Here is a 16,994-nt window from a genome sequence, read left to right on the forward strand (position 1 = left end):
CAAAACCGGTTTCCGTTCACACCTCGATGTGCGAGCCCATGATGATGGTGCGTTCGCGGGGCAGGCCGAAGTGCGCGGCCGCGTCGGCGGTGATGTACGACGTGGCGATGAACAGCCGCTTGCGCCAGTTCGCCATCGTCGCCGCCGGACCGCGCCGCAGCTCGATCTTGGACAGGAAGTACGTCGCGTCGTCCAGGTCCAGCGGCCCCTCGGTGGCGGCCTCGTCCAGGGTGCGCAGTGCCGCGGGCACGTCCGGGCCGTCCATGTACCCGAACCGCGCCGTCACGTGGGTGATGCCGTCGTCGGTGTAGCCCAGGTCGTCGACGGTCACCCGCTGCTCGGCGGGCACGAACGGCACCGTGTCGGTCTCGATCGACATGATCACGACGTGCTCGTGCCGGACGTGGTTGTGCTCCAGGTTGGCCCGCAGCGCCAGTGGCACGGTCTGCTTGCCCCGGTTGAGGAAGATCGCCGTACCGGGCACGGTCGCCGTCGCCGCGCGGCACTCACGCAGCTGCTCGACGAACTCGGGCAGGGTGCCCTCGGTGCGCTCGCGCTCGGCGGTGACCACCTGGCGGCCACGCTGCCACGTCGTCATGATCGTGAACGCGGTGAGGGCGATCAGCAGCGGCAGCCACGCGCCGTGCACCAGCTTGGTCAGGTTCGCCGCGACGAACAGCAGGTCCACGCCGAGCAGCAGGGCCGCGCCGGTGCCCAGCAGCCACCACGAGGTGCCCCACTTGAGCCGGGCGACGTAGAAGAACAGCAGCGTGGTGATGGTGATCGTGCCGGTGACGGCCATGCCGAAGGCGTACGCCAGCGCGGCCGAGGACTGGAACGCGAACACCAGGGTCAGCACGGACACCATGAGCAGCCAGTTGATCCACGGCACGTAGATCTGGCCCATCGTCGACTCGGAGGTGTGCGCGATCCGCAGCCGTGGCAGGTAGCCGAGCTGCGCGGCCTGGGAGGCGACCGAGTACGCGCCGGTGATCACGGCCTGGGAGGCGATGACCGTGGCGGCGGTGGCCAGCACGACCAGCGGCAGGCGGGCCCAGCCGGGCGCGAGCAGGAAGAACGGGCTGCTGATGTTGGCCGGGTCGGCCAGGATCAGCGCGCCCTGCCCGAGGTAGCTGAGCACGCAGGCGGGCAGGACCAGGCCGAGCCAGCCGCGGGTGATCGCCCTGCGGCCGAAGTGGCCCATGTCGGCGTAGAGGGCCTCGGCGCCGGTGACCGACAGGACGATCGCGGCCAGGGCGAAGAACGCGATGCCGAAGTGGCCCGACAGGAAGCTGAGCGCGTACGTGGGCGACAGCGCCTTGAGGATGTCGGGGTGGTGGGCGATGCCGCCGATGCCGAGCGCGGCGATCACCACGAACCAGGCGATCATGACGGGGCCGAAGACCCGGCCCACGGCGGCGGTGCCCCGGCGCTGCACCAGGAACAGCGCGACGATGATCACGGCGGTGATCGGGACGACCGCCGCCTCCAGGTCCGGGTTGACGATCTCCAGGCCCTCGATCGCCGACAGCACCGAGATCGCCGGGGTGATCATGCTGTCGCCGAAGAACAGGGCCGCGCCGAAGATGCCGACCACGGCGAGCACCGCCGGGATCCGCCCGGCGCTGCCGGAGCTCCACCGGCGCAGCAGGGTGATCAGGGCCATGATGCCGCCCTCGCCCTGGTTGTCGGCGCGCATGGCGAGCAGGATGTAGGTGACCGTCACGATGATCATCACGGACCAGAAGATCAGCGAGGCGACGCCGAAGACGTTGTCGGCGCTGACCGGCACCGGGTGCGGGTCGGCGGGGTTGAACACCGTCTGCATGGTGTAGATCGGGCTGGTGCCGATGTCGCCGAACACGACGCCGAGCGCGCCCACCACGATCGCCAGCTTCACCGCGTCCCGTGCGCCCGGATGGTGTCCTGGCTCCTGCTTGCTGGCCACGGGTCCTCCTGGGCGGCGGGTGCCGATGATCGGATGTCGTGCGGGACGATACCGCCCGCTCCGGCCCGTTCGTGCCGCCGGTCGCCGGTGGGGTCACGATCTCGCTACCCGGGAAGTGGGCCCGCCAAGCCCGCCGGGCACCGCGCCCGCTACCGGCAGCTGACGGCCGGCTCGGCGCCGGTGTAGTTCAGCGGACCCGCGATGGCCGTCGCCGCGATCGTCGTGACGCGGTCGCAGTCGGACGGTCCGGTGAAATAGTCGCGCTGGGCCGCCGCCACCACCCCGGCGGCCAGCCACGCCAGAACCACGAGAATCACGAGCCGGCGCATCGCCACCTCCCGCGACCAGGCTATGTGATGGGTCGCGCCGAACGGTCCCAGCTGCTGAACTCCGCGCCCGCCGATTCCGGGTCCGGCCGGTCGGCGAAGGCGGGCCGCGGCGTGTCGGGCGCGGGGTCGTGTTCGCCGGTGACGTAAAACTGGGGGAAGTCGACGATGCGCGTACGCCACCTGTAGGCTGGCCGGGTAAACTTGAACTATTCCAGATGAGTGGCATAGCGATCGCATGACGTCCGACTTCGAAGCGCAGCTACGCCGGGTCCCGCTCCGCGTGACCCGGCCCCGGCTGGCGGTGCTGGCCGCGCTGCACGAGCACCCGCACAGCGACACCGAGACGGTGATCGCGCTGGTGCGGGCGCAGCACCCGCTGGTCTCGCACCAGACGGTGTACGACGTCCTGCGCGCGCTCACCGACGCCGGCCTCGTGCGGCGAATCCAGCCGGCCGGCGCGGTCGCCCGCTACGAATCGCGGGTCGGCGACAACCACCACCATCTGGTCTGCCGCACCTGCGGCGCCATCGTCGACGTCGACTGCGCCGTCGGCGACGCCCCCTGCCTCACCGCCTCGGACGACCACGGCTTCACGGTCGACGAGGCGGAGGTCGTCTACTGGGGCTCCTGCCCCGCGTGTGCGACCGAACACCATCACAGTGATCCGCCAGTTCGGAGGAAGCAATGAGCGACACCAAGGACAACACGGCTTCGGGTATGGACCCGAAGGCCGCGGCCGGATGCCCGGTCGCACACGACTCCGCGACCGAGTCCGGCAGCGAGAGCGAGAACCCGGCGATCCCGTCGCCCACCCCGAAGACCGGCGGCAGGCCCCGCACCAACCGTGACTGGTGGCCCAACCAGCTCGACCTGTCGGTGCTGCACGCCCACTCGCCCAAGGGCAACCCGCTGGGCGCGGACTTCAACTACGCCGACGCGTTCGCCAAGCTCGACGTCGAAGCGGTCAAGCGCGACATCACCGACGTGCTCACCACCTCCCAGGACTGGTGGCCGGCCGACTTCGGCCACTACGGCGGCCTCATGATCCGGCTGAGCTGGCACGCCGCAGGCACGTACCGCATCCAGGACGGGCGCGGCGGCGCCGGTGACGGCGGTCAGCGCTTCGCGCCGCTCAACAGCTGGCCGGACAACGCCAACCTGGACAAGGCCCGGCGGCTGCTGTGGCCGGTCAAGCAGAAGTACGGCCAGAAGATCTCCTGGGCCGACCTGCTCGTGCTCGCCGGCAACGTCGCGCTGGAGTCGATGGGGTTCAAGACGTTCGGCTTCGGCTTCGGCCGGGTCGACGTATGGGAGCCCGAGGAGATCTTCTGGGGTCCGGAGGACGCCTGGCTCGGCGACGAGCGCTACGTCTCCGAGCAGGAGATGGCCGTCGGCGTCGGCGCGACCGAGATGGGCCTGATCTACGTCAACCCGGAGGGTCCGCGCGGCAGCGCCGACCCCATCGCCGCGGCGCACTTCATCCGGGAGACGTTCGCCCGGATGGCGATGAACGACGAGGAGACCGTCGCGCTGATCGCGGGCGGGCACACCTTCGGCAAGACCCACGGTGCGGCCGTGGCCGCCGACCACGTCGGCCCGGAGCCCGAGGGCGCGCCGCTGGAGGCGCAGGGCCTGGGCTGGCTGAGCAGCAGCGGCAGCGGCAAGGGGGCCGACACGATCACCAGCGGTCTCGAGGTGACGTGGACCGACCGGCCGACGCAGTGGAGCAACCGCTTCTTCGAGATCCTGTTCGGCAACGAGTGGGAGCTGACCACCAGCCCCGGCGGGGCGAAGCAGTGGGTCGCCAAGGACGCCGAGGCGATCATCCCGGACGCCTACGACCCGGCGAAGAAGCACAAGCCGACGATGCTGACCACCGACCTGTCGCTGCGCGTCGACCCGGCGTACGAGAAGATCTCGCGCCGCTTCCTGGCCAACCCCGACGAGTTCGCCCTCGCCTTCGCCAAGGCCTGGTACAAGCTCCTGCACCGCGACATGGGCCCGGTCAGCCGCTTCCTCGGCCCGTGGGTGCCCGAGGCCCAGCTGTGGCAGGACCCGGTCCCCGCCGTCGACCACCAGCTGGTCGGCGACGCCGACATCACCGCGCTCAAGGCGAAGGTGCTGGACTCCGGCCTTACCACCGCCCAGCTGGTCTCCACCGCCTGGGCGTCGGCGGCCAGCTTCCGGTCCACCGACAAGCGCGGCGGGGCCAACGGCGGCCGGCTGCGCCTGGAACCGCAGCGCGGCTGGGAGGTCAACGAGCCCGCCCAGCTCGCCACCGTCCTGAGCACGCTGGAAGGTATCCAGCGTGACTTCAACGCCGCGGGGGGCGCGAAGATCTCCCTCGCCGACCTGATCGTGCTGGCCGGATCCGCGGCCGTCGAGAAGGCCGCGCGCGACGGCGGCGTCACGGTCACCGTGCCGTTCCACCCGGGCCGCACCGACGCGACCCAGGAGCAGACCGACGTGGAGTCGTTCGCGGTCCTCGAGCCGCGGGCCGACGGGTTCCGCAACTACCTGCGTCCCGGCGAGAAGACCCTGCCCGAGGTGCTGCTGCTCGACCGGGCGTACATGCTCAACCTGACCGCGCCCGAGATGACCGTCCTGGTCGGCGGCCTGCGCGCGCTCGGGGCCAACGTCGGCGAGTCCGCGCACGGCGTGCTCACCGACCGGCCCGGCGTGCTCACCAACGACTACTTCGCCAACCTGCTGTCGCCGGGCACCCGGTGGAAGGCCGCCGAGTCCGGCGAGCACGTGTACGAGATCCGTGACGTGTCCACCGACCAGGTGAAGTGGACCGCCACCGCGGTCGACCTCATCTTCGGCTCGAACTCGCAGCTGCGGGCCCTGTCGGAGGTGTACGCCAGCCAGGACGCCCAGGAGAAGTTCGCCACGGACTTCGTGGCGGCCTGGACCAAGGTGATGGAGCTGGACCGGTTCGACCTGTCCTGACAGTTCGCCGTAACCGGGCCCGGCTGGTCACCGACCAGCCGGGCCCGTGGCGTTCACGGCACCGGCCGTCCGGGCTACGCGGCCTGGTACGGGTAGGCGGGGCCGGGCGGATCCTCGCCGACCCTGCCGTCGTACGCCTCACGGATGAGGTCGGCGTGGCCGGTGTGCCGGGCGTACTCCTCGATCATGTCCACCAGCAGCCGCCGCAGGGTGAGCAGGCTGCCGTCTGGGGCCGTGTACACGGTGTCCACGCCCGTGGTCATCAGCACGTCGTTGACCGCGGCCCGGGACCGGTCGACGGCCTGCTCCCACAGCTGGTAGAGCTCCGCCGGGGGGTCGCTGGCGGCGGTGCGCCACTCCGCGCCCGGCCCGGCGGAGCGTTCCAGGTCCTCCCACGGGGGTGGCAGTTCCGCCCCGGCCAGGTCACCGGTGAAGTTGACGTCCTCCATGTAGGCCATGTGTTTGAGTAGGCCGCCGAGGGTCATCAGCGAGATGCCCACGCTCGACCGCAGCCCGGCCGCGTCGAGCCCGGCGCACTTCCAGGCGAACGTGGCGCGCTGGCGTTCCAGGGAGCCGAGCAGGGTCTCGGCCTCACCCGCGACGGCCGGCGGCTCGGGGTATCCCACCGTGTCGACATGCATCATGGCGGACACCTACCCCACATCACTCGGTGACAATCCGGCGGCCACCGAAACCGGGCGTGCCCGGCCGGTCAGGCGGGCACCACTATCGCCTCGCGCAGCATCCGCCTGACGAGCACGAGCTGTGACTGCTCGTCGAGCCCGGGCAGGTCGCCGACGCGTACGGCCGGTCCGGCGAGCAGCGCCTGTACGGCCTGGTCGCACTCGTCGGGATAGCTCACCGTCCGGTCGGCCAGTTCCACCCGCTGCCGCCCGAGGGCCAGGTGCAGGCCGGGGCGCGGCCGGACCCGGCTGTCGGCGGTCAGTGCCTCCGCGAAAGCGGCCTGCGCGACGGGTCCGATCGGGGCCGGGCGGTGCGCGGTCCACTGACCTGCCCGCAACCGGCGCGCGACGTCGTCGGGGTCGGCCTTGGCGACGGCGTCCTGCAGCGCCTGCACCGTGGCGGCCAGGTGGGGCGCGAGCGCCGCCGGGTCGGTCAGGTCCAGGCCCAGCGGAAGCCCGGCCCGCAGCTCCGGGTCCTCGGCGGCGAGCCCGAGCAGCGACTCCACGATGCTGTACCGGGTGGGACGGCGCAGGCCGAGGGTGATGTGCAGGCTCGTGCGGTCCACCGCGGCCGCGGAGTGCAGCCAGCCACGGGGCAGATACAGCACGTCGCCCTCCGCCAGCACGTGGTCGAGGTACGGCGCGCCGGTCGCGCTGGCGGTGACCTCGTCGGCGTGACCGCCCCAGGGCTGGCGCTCCAGCGGATCGGGATACACCGGCTCGTGCACCTGCCAGTGCTTGACCCCGGCGACCTGCAGCACGAACACGTCATGGGTGTCGTAGTGCGTGGCGAAGCCCTGGTTCCCGGCGGGCGTCAGGTAGGCGTTGGCCTGCACCGCACAGCCCAGCTCGCGAGCCAGTTCCAGGCAGAACGCCTGCAGCGGCGGCCAGATCCGGTGCAGCCCCTGGAAGATCAGCGTGGCCCCGGCGGCCAGTTGCGCGAGCACCTTGTCGTCGCGGACCTGGTCGGACACCTCGGCGCCCAGGCCGGCCCCGCCGGTGAAGTTCTTCGCGGACACCACGGCGCCTTCGCTGGCCACGCGCAGGAACGGGGTGCGCAGGCCGCGCTCGCTCAGTAGTTCGTCGACGGCGGCGAGGTCGAGCAGGTCGCCGTGGCCGCCGCCGCGGCGCAGCAGCGGCAGGCGGCCCCAGTGCGTGTGTTCGAACTCCGCCGGGTCGCCCACGCAGCGGCGCAGCGCCGACCCGTGGGGGCCGGACGCTGCGCCGTGGTCTGGCCGATCAGGCACCGCCGTCGGCTCCGCCGTCGTGCTCCGCCGAGTCGACCGCGTCGTCGGCTCCCGCGTCCAGCGGGCCCTCCAGGTCGGCTCCGCCGTCCGCGCCGCCGTCGTGCTCGGCCGGGTCGGCCGGCTGGCCCGCGCCCGCGTCGTCCGGTCCCTCGGTGCCGCCCGCGCCGCTGGTGGCCAGGTCGTCGTCGTTGATGCTCATGCCGCTCCTCCCGGTGGTGTGCCGTGAACAGCCTGGTCATCTCCAGATCCGGACCAGCCTAAACGTCGCCCGCCGGCGGGTCGGATCGTCGGCGCGCCGCCGTGGAGGGCCGATCGGCGGTGGGTGACAGGTCGGCGTCGGCGTGCTCGCCGGTGTCGGTCTCGCCGGTCAGCAGGCCGAGCATGCCGGTGACGGCCAGCAGCCGGTGGACGAGGCCGGTGGCCCCGACGACGCTGAAGCCCACGCCCGAGCCGAGCGCGCTTTTGTGGCTGGTGAGCAGCACGTGCAGGCCGGTCGAATCCATGAACGTGACGCGTGAGAGGTCGACGACGACCGCCGTGGCCGCCGTCGCGTGGATCGCGTGGTGGAGCGTGTTCAGCAGATCCTCGCGGACTGCCAGATCGATTTCGCCGGACACCGCCACGACCGCCTCGCGCGGGTCGTCACCGTGCACGTCGACGCTCGCGACCGCCACGTCAGTCCTCCGCGTCCGAGGGCACCGGCTCCAGGCCGGTCGCTGCCGAGACCTTGTCGACATCGTGCGGGCCGTAGGCGGTGCGCACGCCCGACACCGACATTCCGGCGGCGGTGGCCAGCTCGCCCAGGGTGTACGGGTGCGGATACACGAACTGGCGGCCATAGGCCAGCAGCAGCCGGATCTCCTCCTCGGCCCGCGACCGCCGCGCGTGCGCGTCCGCGAGCGCGGCCAGCACCGCGTCGCCGCTGGAGGCCGCGGCCGGGTTCGGCACAGCCGCCAGCACGGACTTCACATCAGCGGCCACCCTGCGCGTACTCACCTGACGAGATTCGCACAGGCATGCGATCAGCGCAAGGTCTGTTGATCATCGACAAGGGTGGCGGAACGCGACAAGGTCCGGTCCAGACGGCTGGTTTAGGCCATCCGCCCACGGGAAGTAGGTGGCGCGACACACGACCTACGAAGGAGAACACGATGACCGCGGTGGCGGAGGGTGTGGACACGGCCTCGATCGGCCTGCTGCTTCAGCAGCGTCACGACGAGACCGCCGAGCAGGTGCGCAGGCTGCGGGCCCAGGCCGCGTCGATGCTGGTGGCGCATGACGCCGGTGCCGGTGACGCCGCGGACGTCGGCACGGTCGCGGCGGAGACGGCCGAGCAGGCGATGGTGACCATGGCACTGCAGGAGCAGCTGGCCCGCCTCCAGGCGGCGCTGGGTCGGCTCGACTCCGGGACCCTCGGGCGGTGCGAGCGCTGCGCGGTGCAGATCCCGCTGACCCGGCTGCAGATCATGCCGTGGGCGACGCACTGCGTGCCGTGCCAGAGCATCGTCGACCGGCACCGCTGATCAGCCGCGGCCCTGAGCATGAAGGAGTGTCGGTGACACCGGCGAACGGTCAACCCCGCAACGCGATCTCGACCGCGGCACGGCAGGTGGTGGAGTGGGCGGGCTCGGCCTGGGCGGCCGCCGCGGCGGTCGCGCTGGCGGTGCTGTGGCTGCTGGGTGGGCTGCTCGGCGGTTTCACCGAACACTGGATCTACATCCTGCACGCGGTCACCAGTGTGTTCACCTTCATCATGGTGTTCTTCGTCCAGCACACCACCGGCCGGGAGTCGCGGGCGATCATGCTCAAACTCGACGAGCTGGTACGTGCCACCAGCGGGGCCCGCGACGAGCTCATCGCCGCCGAGCAGCGGCCCCTGCACGAGCAGGAACAGATCGAGCACCGGGTGCGGTCACGCGGGTGATCCGCGGGCGCGGCGGGTTGACGCCGGCCGTGGCGCGACGAGCGTCCCACGGCCGGCGTCCCGGCGCCCGCGCCGGTCAGGCCGCCCGTGCCAGCAGCACCTGCGCCGTCGCGTTGGCCGGGGAGTTGAAGTGCTTCACCGTGAGCCAGAACTCGCGTTCGGCGCTGCCGTCGGTGTTGATGCGCTGCAGGTACCAGGTCCGCTCGATGCTGAAGTAGCGGGCGTCCTGGTTCGGGTTGAGCGTCACGACGTGCACGGCCGTGAGCGGGTTGGCGTTGTTCCAGCGCCAGTTCTTGGTGCTCATCGGCGTCATGCTGCCCGAGGACCAGGAGGAGCTGGACGCGAGCGGGGTGACCCGCACGGTGACCGAGCAGGTGATCGCGCCGACGTTGACGACCGTGATGCCGTGCCGGCGCTCGCCGCCGGAGACGACGACCTGCATGCGCTCGATCTCGTACTGGCACGGGTCGGCGGCGGTGCCGCCGCTGGGGATGAGGGCGACGGAGATGGCCGTCGTCGCCGGTGACGGGTCGTAGTGGTACCAGGTGCCGGCCGTCTCGCCGGGCGCGGCGGACAGGGTCGGCGTGCTGCCGCTGGTGGTGTTCCACGCCAGCGTGACATCGGCGTTGCAGCTGATGGTGCCGACGTTCTTGACGGTGAACCAGTACTCGATCTCGCCGGGCAGCTGGGCGTACCAGTCGCGGACGACCTCGAATTCGCACGTCGCCGCCGCGGTCGCGCCCTGCGGGGACAGGCCCACCTGGTAGGCGTTGCCCGTGCCGGCGTTGTTCCAGTGCCAGGTCCTGGAGCTGCCGGCCGCCATGGCCCCGGTGTTGAAGGTGTACTGGCCGGCCGCCGCGTGAGCGGGGCTGGGCAGCACGAAGACGGTGCCCAGCAGGCACAGCGCGGCCAGGCCGCGAAGGAGTCGACGCATGGAACCGAGTTAACGGAAAGGACTCTTAACGGTCAATGGCCCGATCGGCACTCCGACATACCGGCTGCTACCTGGCCGTAGGGGTTGCCGGCGCGGGCGCGCGGGTAGGCGACTGCCATGCGCACCCCCGCGGAAGGCTCATGGCGTTCGGGCACCCTGATCGACGACCGCTACCTGCTGACGACCCCGGTCGGCAGCGGCGGCACCGCGACGGTCTGGCACGCCCGCGACGAGCGGCTCGGCCGGATGGTCGCGGTCAAGCTGCTCAGCCCCCGGATGCTCACCGACGACCTGGCGGTGCAGCGGCTGGGCGTGGAGGCGCAGGCACTGGCCCGGCTACGGCACCGCCACATCGCCGAGGTGTACGACTACAGCGTCGACCGCCAGGGCGGGCAGACCGTGGCCGCCTACCTCGTGATGGAGCTGATCGAGGGTATGCCCGTGCGCCAGGCCGTCGCCGACGGTGGCCGCCTGCCCTGGCCGCAGGCCGTCCGGATCGCCGCCCAGACCGCCGCGGGGCTGGCCGCCGCCCACGCGCGCGGCGTCGTGCACCGCGACATCGCGCCGGGCAACGTCCTGCTCACCGGTGACGGTGTGAAGATCATCGACTTCGGGCTGTGCGCCTCGACGGGAAGCGAGGAACTCGACGCCGACGGCAACCTCATCGGCACCCCGGCCTACCTCGCCCCGGAACGCGCCGACAACCGGCCGGTCCAGCCACCCGCCGACGTGTACGCCCTCGGCGTGCTGCTGTACCGCATGCTCAGCGGCCACCTGCCCTGGCAGGCCGACACTCCGCTCGGCCTGCTCACCGCGCCGCGCCTGCGCCCGCCGGACCCCCTGCCCGACATCGCGGACCTGCCCCCGGCCGTCACCGCCGCGGTCACCGCCTGCCTGGACATGGACCCCGCCGCCAGACCCACCGCCGCCCAGCTGGCAGACGTGCTGGGCGAAGTCCCCGCTGCCGGAGGCGACCTGGCCGCCCTGCCCGCCGGGGCGTACGCCGAACCCGAAGCGGCGGGCACGGTGACGCACATCCTGCCCTGGCGGCAGCCGCCCGCCCCGGCCCGCGCCCGCCGTCCCCGCAACGCGGTGCTCGCGGGTGCCGTCGTCCTCGGCGGCCTGGCCGTCGGCGGGGCGCTGTGGGCCTTCGGCGGCGCGGACCAGCGGCAACCGGCCGCTGCCGGGCCGCCCGGTGCCGCCGCCCCGGACTGCGCCGCGGTGTTCCGCCTGCAGAGCGACACCGGGACCCGGTTCGCCGCGACCGTCACCGTCACCAACGCCGCCACCGGTGCCCGTACCCCGGCCCGGATCTCCTTCGACCTGCCCGGTGACCAGCGGATCGCGGCCGACGCGCACTGGCAGCAGCAGGCGCGGACGGTCACCGCCACCGGCAGCCGGACGCTGGATGCGGGCGCCGAGCTGAGCCTGCCCGTCACCGGCACCTATCGCGACGCCAACCCGCTGCCCACCGCGTTCCGGCTCGACGGCCGGCCGTGCGCGGCGACCCTGCTCGGCCCGTCGGGAGCCACCATCACCCCGCAGCCGGTCACGCCCGTGGCCTCCAGGGCCACCACGGGTCCGGATGCCCGTACGCCCGCGCCCCGGCCGAGCCCGGACGCCGAACCCGAGCCCGAGCCCGTCCCGCCCAGCCCGGACAGCAGCCCGAGCAGTGAGCCGAGCCCGGCGGCCCCCTCGCCGTCACCGGTGGAGGGCGAGGCCTGACCGGGCGTGGCGTTCGGTGCGGTGGTGTCGGTGCCGTGGCCTAGGGTCGGCGCGTGGTGGTTCACGAGCTCACCCGCGCCGAGGCGCGCCGCATCGCGGTGCGTGCCCAGCTACTGGACCGGCCCCGGCCGACGTCACTGCTCGACGTCGTACGGCAGCTGACGCTGCTGCAGGCCGACCAGACCGCCGCCGTGGCGCCGAACGCGGACCTGGTGTTGTGGACCCGGCTCGGCGCGGCGTACGAGCCCGCCGACCTGGAAGCCGCGCTGGGCGACCAGGCGCTGCTGGAGTGGCAGGGCATGATCCGGCCCGCTGCCGACCTCGCCCTCTACCGCGCCGACATGGCCGACTGGCCCGGCCGTGGCGAGCTGGTCGACTGGCAGGAGTACCTGCGGGACTGGGTCGAGGCCAACCGGGGCTGCCGGATGGACATCATCGGCCGCCTGCGCTCGGACGGGCCGCTGCCCGCCCGGCAGCTGCCCGATTCGTGCGAGCTGCGCTGGCCGTCGAGCGGCTGGAGCAACGACCGCAACGTGCTCAAGATGCTGGAGTTGATGGAGGCGCGCGGTGAGGTCGCCGTCGCGGGCCGCGACGGCCGGGAGCGGCTGTGGGACCTGGCGGAGCGCATCTATCCCGACGACGACATGGTTCCGGCCGGGGAGGCCGCGCGGCTTCGCGCGCAGCGGCGGCTGCGGTCGCTGGGCATCGCCCGCGGCGCCAGCGCCAGGCAGTCCGTCGAACCGGTCGATGTGGCCGAGGCCGGTGAGCCCGCCGTGGTGGAGGGCCTGCGCGGGCGGTGGCGGGTCGATCCGGAGCAGCTGGACCGGCCGTTCAGCGGCCGGACCGCGCTGCTGTCGCCGCTGGACCGGCTCATCTTCGACCGCAAGCGGATGGCGGAGCTGTTCGCGTTCGACTACCAGCTGGAGATGTACAAGCCGGTGGCCAAGCGCCGGTGGGGTTACTGGGCGATGCCGATCCTGCACGGCGACCGGCTGGTCGGCAAGCTGGACGCCACCGCCGACCGGCGCGCCGGTGTGCTGCGCGTGGACGCGATCCATCAGGACGTCCCGTTCACCAAGGCGATGGCCGCCGCCGTCGACCGGGGGATCGAGCAGCTCGCGGCCTGGCTCCGGCTGAACCTCGACCGGCCGCTCGGCGAGCCCTGAACCGAGCCGTGGGCGATCTTCCGTGGAGCGGGCCGACCGCATAAGCTAGCAGTTCGGTCGGAAATGTAGGAGAGCACGAATGACGCGGTTCCACTGGTTCCTGCCCACGTCGGGCGACGGCCACGAGGTCGGCGCGGCGACCGTCGCGGCGGGCGCGGCCCGGCATGCGCGTGCGGCGTCCATCGGCTACCTCGCCGACATCGCCCGCGCCGCCGAGCAGTCCGGCTTCACGGCCGCGCTGACCCCGGTCGGCGCGGGCTGCCCGGATCCGTGGATCGTGTGCGCCGCGGTCGCCCAGCACACCGAGCGGCTCAAGCTGCTCGTCGCGTTCCGGACCGGTTTCGCCCTGCCCACGCTGGTCGCCCAGCAGGCCGAGGCGTTCCAGGCGATGTCCGGCGGGCGGCTCGCCCTCAACGCCGTCACCGGCGGCGACGGCGCCGAGCAGCGCGCGTACGGCGACTTCCTCGACCACGGCGAGCGCTACTCCCGCACCGCTGAATGCCTGGAGGTCATCCGGCGCTGCTGGGCGGGGGAGCGGTTCGACTACCAGGGCGGGCACTACCGCGTCGAGCAGGGTGGCCTCGGCGGGGCGCTCGACCCGGCCCCGCCGATCTACTTCGGCGGCGCGTCGGCGGCCGCCGAGCAGGTCGCGGCCCGGCTGTCCGACGTGTACCTGATGTGGGGCGAGCCCCCGGCAGCGATCGGCGAGCGGGCCGCCCGGATGCGCGCTCTCGCCGCCGAGCACGGCCGCACCCTGCGGCTGGGCCTGCGCATCCACGTCATCGCCCGCCCCACTGCCGAGCAGGCCTGGGCGGAGGCCGACCGGCTGCTGTCGGGCATGGACCCGGCGCGCATCACCGCCGCGCAGCAGCGCTTCGCCCGGATGGAGTCGGTCGGCCAGGCCCGCATGGCGGCGCTGCACGGCGGCCGCAGCGACAGCCTGCTCATCGCCCCGAACCTGTGGGCCGGGGTGGGACTGGTCCGCGAGGGTGCGGGCACGGCCCTGGTCGGCAGCTACGCCGACGTCGCCGAGCGGCTCAGCGAGTACGCCGGCCTGGGCGTCGACGAGTTCATCCTGTCCGCCTGGCCGCACCTGGAGGAGGCCCGGCGGGTGGGTGAGCACGTCCTGCCGCTGGTACGGGGCCGCTAAGCCATGGCCGCGACGGCATCGGCGACCCGAAACCGGCGAACGCCGGCGGCGGCCGCCGATGCCGCCGTTCGCATGGGACCGCCTGGCCAGGGCCGGGCGGTGGTCAGCGTCCCGGGGCGCGCACCGCTTGCAGGATCCGTGCGCGCAGGGCTGTGAACTCCGGCAGGTCGCGGGCGTGTTCGGCCCGGGGTAGTGCTGACTGCTCGTCGAGCACCACCGTGCCCGGCCGCGGACTGAGCACGATGATCCGGCTGCCCAGCAGCGCAGCCTCGTCGACGCTGTGCGTGACCAGCAGCTGTGTTCGGCCGGTGCGCAGCCAGAGGGTGCGCAACTCCTCCTGCAGCCGCTCGCGGGTCAGCGCGTCCAGCGCCGCGAACGGCTCGTCGAGCAGCAGGATGGCGGGATCGGGCGCCAGGGCGCGGGCGATCGCGGCACGCTGCTGCATGCCGCCGGACAGCTCGTACGGCCGCAGCGCGGCGACGTCGCCGAGGCCGACCAGGTCGAGTAGTTGCCCGACGCGCTCGCGCCGGGCCCGGCGGGGTACACCGGCCTCGCGCAGGCCGTAGGCGACGTTGCCGTACACCGAAAGCCACGGGAACAGGCGCGGCTGCTGGAAGACCACGCCGCGATCGGGTCCGGGGCGGGTGACCGGCGCGCCGCCGACGCTGATCTCACCGTGTGACGGGCGCAGGAAACCGGCGACCATCCGCAGCAGCGTGCTCTTGCCGCAGCCGGACGGGCCGACCACGGCCAGCGACTCCCCGGCTGCCAGCCGCAGGTCGATCCCGTCGAGGGCGAGAATGCGCTGGCCGCCGGACCGGTACTCGTGCCGCACCCCGGACAGCGCCACCGCCGTGGCGGTGGCGCTGTCCGGGAGGGCGGCCAGGTCGTCAGGCTGTGCGGGCATCGGCGAGCGCCTGCACGGCCAGGCCCTTGCGGTAGGCGTCGAGGCCCGGCGCGGCGGGCAGCTTGCCCTGCGCGGTGAGGAACTCGGCGGCGTCGTGCAGGTTCTCGGCCAGCTTGCCGGGGGCGGCCGGGGTGCCGAGGTAGTCGGCTCCGGCCTGCTCGGCGGCGTCGAGCAGGACCAGTTCGGACAGCTGCGCACCGGCCTCGTCGGCGTCGAGGTTGAGCTGGCGGCTGATGGCCTGCGCGGCGGCGGTCTTGTCGCTGCGGACCAGCTTGACGGCACGGTCCTGCTGCCGGATCCAGGTCGTGAGGGTCTGCGGATACTGCTGAAGGAACGCGGTGCGCACCACGGCCAGGTCGGCCGTCAGCTTGCCCTTGCCGGCCAGCTCCCGGCTGGTCGTCAGCACCTTGCCGGTCTTGCGCAGCTCGGCCAGGACCGGGGTCCACACGTACGCGCCGTCGATGTCGCCGCGCTGCCAGGCGGCCTGGATCTCCGGCGGCTCCAGGTCGATGATCTTCACGCTGGACTCGGGCACGCCGGCCCCGGCCAGCGCGGCCAGCAGGCTGTAGTGGGAGGTGGAGGAGAACGGCGTGGCGATCTTCTTGCCGGCCAGGCCCGCCAGGTCGCTGATGTTCGGCTTGACGACCAGGGACTCGTTGTCGCCGATCACGTCGAAGATCCACGGCACGGCGTACGGGATGTTCAGCGGCGCGGCCAGCCCGCGTGCGACCGGGCTGCTGCCGGCCAGGCCGATGTCGAGGCTGCCGGCCAGGATCGCGGTGTTGACGTCGCCGCCGGAGTCGAACTTGCTCCACACCACGGTGGTGCCCGGTAGCGCTGCCTCCAGCCAGCCCAGGTCCTTCACGATCAGGTCGCCGTTCGGGATGAGCTGGTAGCCGATGCGCAGCTGCTTCGGGGCGCCGCCGGGACCGGCGGGGGCGGGGTCCGGGTCGCCGGTGCAGGCCGCCAGCGCGGGTGCGGCGGCCAGTCCCAGCGCGCCGAGCAGCAGACGGCGGCGGTCCACGAGGTGGGTCACGGGAATCCTTTCGGTCAAGCGGGGGTCTAGACGCGCCCGCGCCACGGGGTGAGCCGGCGCTGGGCGAGCTGGAGCAGGCCGTCGAAGGCCAGGCCGGACAGGCCGATGAGGATGATGCCGAGCACGACGACGTCGGTCTGGTTGTAGCGCTGCGCGTCGCGGATCATGCCGCCGATGCCGGGCACGCCGTTGATCGTCTCGGCGGCCACGACCGTGGTGTACGCGACACCGACGGCCAGCCGTACGCCGGTGAGGATCTCCGGGGCGGCGGCCGGCAGCAGCACCCGCCAGGGCAGCATGGCTCGTCCGGTGCCCAGGGAGCGGGCGGCGTGCAGGTAGTCGGCGGGCACCCCGCGCACGGCCTCGGCGGTGGCGACGGCGACCGGCGGCAGCGCGGCGAGCAGTAGCAGCCACACCTTCGGCGACTCGTCGATGCCGAACCAGATGACCAGCAGGCTGAGGTAGGCCAGGGGTGGCAGGGTGCGCAGGAACGTGACCGCCGGGCCGAGCACCGCGTCGGCGGCGGGCAGCAGACCGATCAGCAGGCCCAGGAAGAGCCCGCCGCTGATGCCGTACGCGCAGCCCAGTGCCATCCGTCGCAGGCTTGCCCAAAGGTGCTCGCCGAGGGTGTATCCCGCCCAGCCGGGCCGGGCGGTGTCGCTGAGGCCCGCGGTGTCGAGGAACTGCTGCCAGACCGAGGACGGTGCGGGCACGAACACCGGCGGCCAGATCTCGGCCGCCGCGATCGCCCACCAGACGCCGACGAACGCCACGACGGCACCGGCCCGCAGTGCGGCGGTGCGCCAGCGGCGCGAGGTCGGTCGGCCGGTGGCGGCGAGGAGATCGGACACGCCACGAAGCTTGAGCCCACATTTCCTATCGGTCAAGTAGGAATTACATAGTGGGACGCGGTGACGAAGTGGTCACATGGGTGTTTGTCCTGCTATCTGGTGCCGCTCGGGTCACAGTGAGGCCGGCGGTCGCTCACCCCCG

General features: G+C 72.7%; 18 protein-coding genes. 7 read left to right on the forward strand and 11 right to left on the reverse strand.

Annotated elements, in window-relative coordinates:
• Positions 1-16: 16 nt before the first annotated feature.
• Together HAV40_RS09325 and HAV40_RS09330 are read right to left on the reverse strand one after the other, a co-directional pair.
• Positions 17-1,948, reverse strand: coding sequence for a potassium transporter Kup (locus tag HAV40_RS09325; RefSeq protein WP_203670876.1), 1,932 nt, complete (start codon positions 1,946-1,948; stop codon positions 17-19).
• Between the two features lie 149 nt (positions 1,949-2,097).
• Entirely contained in the window at positions 2,098-2,277 is a 180-nt protein-coding gene (locus HAV40_RS09330; RefSeq protein ID WP_166380468.1) for a hypothetical protein, read from the reverse strand.
• A 235-nt stretch (positions 2,278-2,512) separates the two neighbouring features.
• On the opposite strand from HAV40_RS09330, the gene HAV40_RS09335 reads away from it, so the two are divergent.
• On the forward strand, positions 2,513-2,965 hold the full coding sequence (locus HAV40_RS09335) for a Fur family transcriptional regulator (RefSeq protein WP_166380469.1): 453 nt from the start codon (positions 2,513-2,515) through the stop codon (positions 2,963-2,965).
• Complete coding sequence (gene katG, locus HAV40_RS09340; RefSeq protein WP_166380470.1) at positions 2,962-5,229, forward strand: catalase/peroxidase HPI; 2,268 nt, start codon at positions 2,962-2,964, stop codon at positions 5,227-5,229. The genes HAV40_RS09335 and katG overlap by 4 nt, the downstream gene beginning before the upstream one ends.
• A 74-nt stretch (positions 5,230-5,303) precedes the next feature.
• Here katG and HAV40_RS09345 read toward each other — a convergent pair whose 3' ends face one another.
• The 5 genes from HAV40_RS09345 to HAV40_RS09365 all read right to left on the reverse strand — a co-directional run bounded on the left by HAV40_RS09345 (position 5,304) and on the right by HAV40_RS09365 (position 8,155).
• Positions 5,304-5,873 carry a DinB family protein gene (locus tag HAV40_RS09345; protein ID WP_166380471.1) on the reverse strand — a complete coding sequence of 190 codons (570 nt, stop codon included), beginning with the start codon at positions 5,871-5,873 and terminating at the stop codon, positions 5,304-5,306.
• 68 nt (positions 5,874-5,941) lie between these two features.
• Entirely contained in the window at positions 5,942-7,159 is a 1,218-nt protein-coding gene (locus HAV40_RS09350; RefSeq protein ID WP_166380472.1) for a cupin domain-containing protein, read from the reverse strand.
• Positions 7,152-7,358: a hypothetical protein gene (locus tag HAV40_RS09355; RefSeq protein WP_166380473.1), complete on the reverse strand. Its 207-nt coding sequence runs from the start codon at positions 7,356-7,358 to the stop codon at positions 7,152-7,154. Before HAV40_RS09355 ends, HAV40_RS09350 begins: the two co-directional genes overlap by 8 nt.
• 58 nt (positions 7,359-7,416) lie before the next feature.
• Positions 7,417-7,833, reverse strand: coding sequence for an STAS domain-containing protein (locus tag HAV40_RS09360; RefSeq protein ID WP_166380474.1), 417 nt, complete (start codon positions 7,831-7,833; stop codon positions 7,417-7,419).
• A 1-nt stretch (position 7,834) separates the two neighbouring features.
• Positions 7,835-8,155, reverse strand: coding sequence for a hypothetical protein (locus tag HAV40_RS09365; RefSeq protein WP_166380475.1), 321 nt, complete (start codon positions 8,153-8,155; stop codon positions 7,835-7,837).
• Positions 8,156-8,310: 155 nt separating this feature from the next.
• Here HAV40_RS09365 and HAV40_RS09370 point away from each other — a divergent pair, with 155 nt between their 5' ends.
• Both HAV40_RS09370 and HAV40_RS09375 read left to right on the forward strand, forming a co-directional pair.
• Positions 8,311-8,682, forward strand: a complete 372-nt coding sequence (locus HAV40_RS09370) for a TraR/DksA family transcriptional regulator (protein ID WP_166380476.1) — start codon at positions 8,311-8,313, stop codon at positions 8,680-8,682.
• 32 nt (positions 8,683-8,714) lie between these two features.
• Positions 8,715-9,083 carry a low affinity iron permease family protein gene (locus tag HAV40_RS09375; RefSeq protein ID WP_166380477.1) on the forward strand — a complete coding sequence of 123 codons (369 nt, stop codon included), beginning with the start codon at positions 8,715-8,717 and terminating at the stop codon, positions 9,081-9,083.
• 76 nt (positions 9,084-9,159) lie between these two features.
• Here the strand turns inward: HAV40_RS09375 and HAV40_RS09380 are convergent, their stop codons facing one another.
• A complete protein-coding gene (locus tag HAV40_RS09380; RefSeq protein WP_166380478.1) occupies positions 9,160-10,017 on the reverse strand; it encodes a hypothetical protein in 858 nt (285 codons plus the stop codon).
• Positions 10,018-10,134: 117 nt separating this feature from the next.
• On the opposite strand from HAV40_RS09380, the gene HAV40_RS09385 reads away from it, so the two are divergent.
• The 3 genes from HAV40_RS09385 (at position 10,135) to HAV40_RS09395 (ending at position 14,058) form a co-directional block, all read left to right on the forward strand.
• Positions 10,135-11,742 carry a serine/threonine-protein kinase gene (locus HAV40_RS09385; protein ID WP_166380479.1) on the forward strand — a complete coding sequence of 536 codons (1,608 nt, stop codon included), beginning with the start codon at positions 10,135-10,137 and terminating at the stop codon, positions 11,740-11,742.
• A 53-nt stretch (positions 11,743-11,795) separates the two neighbouring features.
• Positions 11,796-12,908, forward strand: coding sequence for a DNA glycosylase AlkZ-like family protein (locus HAV40_RS09390; RefSeq protein WP_166380480.1), 1,113 nt, complete (start codon positions 11,796-11,798; stop codon positions 12,906-12,908).
• A 79-nt stretch (positions 12,909-12,987) separates the two neighbouring features.
• Positions 12,988-14,058 carry an LLM class flavin-dependent oxidoreductase gene (locus tag HAV40_RS09395; protein WP_166380481.1) on the forward strand — a complete coding sequence of 357 codons (1,071 nt, stop codon included), beginning with the start codon at positions 12,988-12,990 and terminating at the stop codon, positions 14,056-14,058.
• A 103-nt stretch (positions 14,059-14,161) separates the two neighbouring features.
• On the opposite strand, the gene HAV40_RS09400 is transcribed toward HAV40_RS09395, so the two are convergent.
• The 3 genes from HAV40_RS09400 to HAV40_RS09410 are packed head-to-tail and all read right to left on the reverse strand — an operon-like array spanning position 14,162 to position 16,852.
• The gene (locus HAV40_RS09400; protein ID WP_166380482.1) at positions 14,162-14,965 is read right to left on the reverse strand and encodes an ABC transporter ATP-binding protein; all 804 of its coding nucleotides are present in this window, start codon (positions 14,963-14,965) and stop codon (positions 14,162-14,164) included.
• On the reverse strand, positions 14,949-16,001 hold the full coding sequence (locus HAV40_RS09405) for a taurine ABC transporter substrate-binding protein (protein WP_239085680.1): 1,053 nt from the start codon (positions 15,999-16,001) through the stop codon (positions 14,949-14,951). The genes HAV40_RS09400 and HAV40_RS09405 overlap by 17 nt, the downstream gene beginning before the upstream one ends.
• 26 nt (positions 16,002-16,027) lie before the next feature.
• The gene (locus HAV40_RS09410) at positions 16,028-16,852 is read right to left on the reverse strand and encodes an ABC transporter permease (RefSeq protein WP_203670875.1); all 825 of its coding nucleotides are present in this window, start codon (positions 16,850-16,852) and stop codon (positions 16,028-16,030) included.
• Positions 16,853-16,994 lie beyond the last annotated feature (142 nt).

It is taken from the genome of Catellatospora methionotrophica (assembly GCF_011297335.1).
GTDB classification, from domain to species: Bacteria; Actinomycetota; Actinomycetes; order Mycobacteriales; family Micromonosporaceae; genus Catellatospora; species Catellatospora methionotrophica.

Bases quoted from the DNA above. Each gene is read 5' to 3' on its own strand.
- HAV40_RS09330 (WP_166380468.1), bottom strand. From the start codon at position 2,277: ATGCGCCGGCTCGTGATTCTCGTGGTTCTGGCGTGGCTGGCCGCCGGG.
- HAV40_RS09395 (WP_166380481.1), top strand. From the start codon at position 12,988: ATGACGCGGTTCCACTGGTTCCTGCCCACGTCGGGCGACGGCCACGAG.
- katG (WP_166380470.1), top strand. From the start codon at position 2,962: ATGAGCGACACCAAGGACAACACGGCTTCGGGTATGGACCCGAAGGCC.
- HAV40_RS09355 (WP_166380473.1), bottom strand. From the start codon at position 7,358: ATGAGCATCAACGACGACGACCTGGCCACCAGCGGCGCGGGCGGCACC.
- HAV40_RS09345 (WP_166380471.1), bottom strand. From the start codon at position 5,873: ATGATGCATGTCGACACGGTGGGATACCCCGAGCCGCCGGCCGTCGCG.
- HAV40_RS09385 (WP_166380479.1), top strand. From the start codon at position 10,135: ATGCGCACCCCCGCGGAAGGCTCATGGCGTTCGGGCACCCTGATCGAC.
- HAV40_RS09335 (WP_166380469.1), top strand. From the start codon at position 2,513: ATGACGTCCGACTTCGAAGCGCAGCTACGCCGGGTCCCGCTCCGCGTG.
- HAV40_RS09380 (WP_166380478.1), bottom strand. From the start codon at position 10,017: ATGCGTCGACTCCTTCGCGGCCTGGCCGCGCTGTGCCTGCTGGGCACC.
- HAV40_RS09370 (WP_166380476.1), top strand. From the start codon at position 8,311: ATGACCGCGGTGGCGGAGGGTGTGGACACGGCCTCGATCGGCCTGCTG.
- HAV40_RS09400 (WP_166380482.1), bottom strand. From the start codon at position 14,965: ATGCCCGCACAGCCTGACGACCTGGCCGCCCTCCCGGACAGCGCCACC.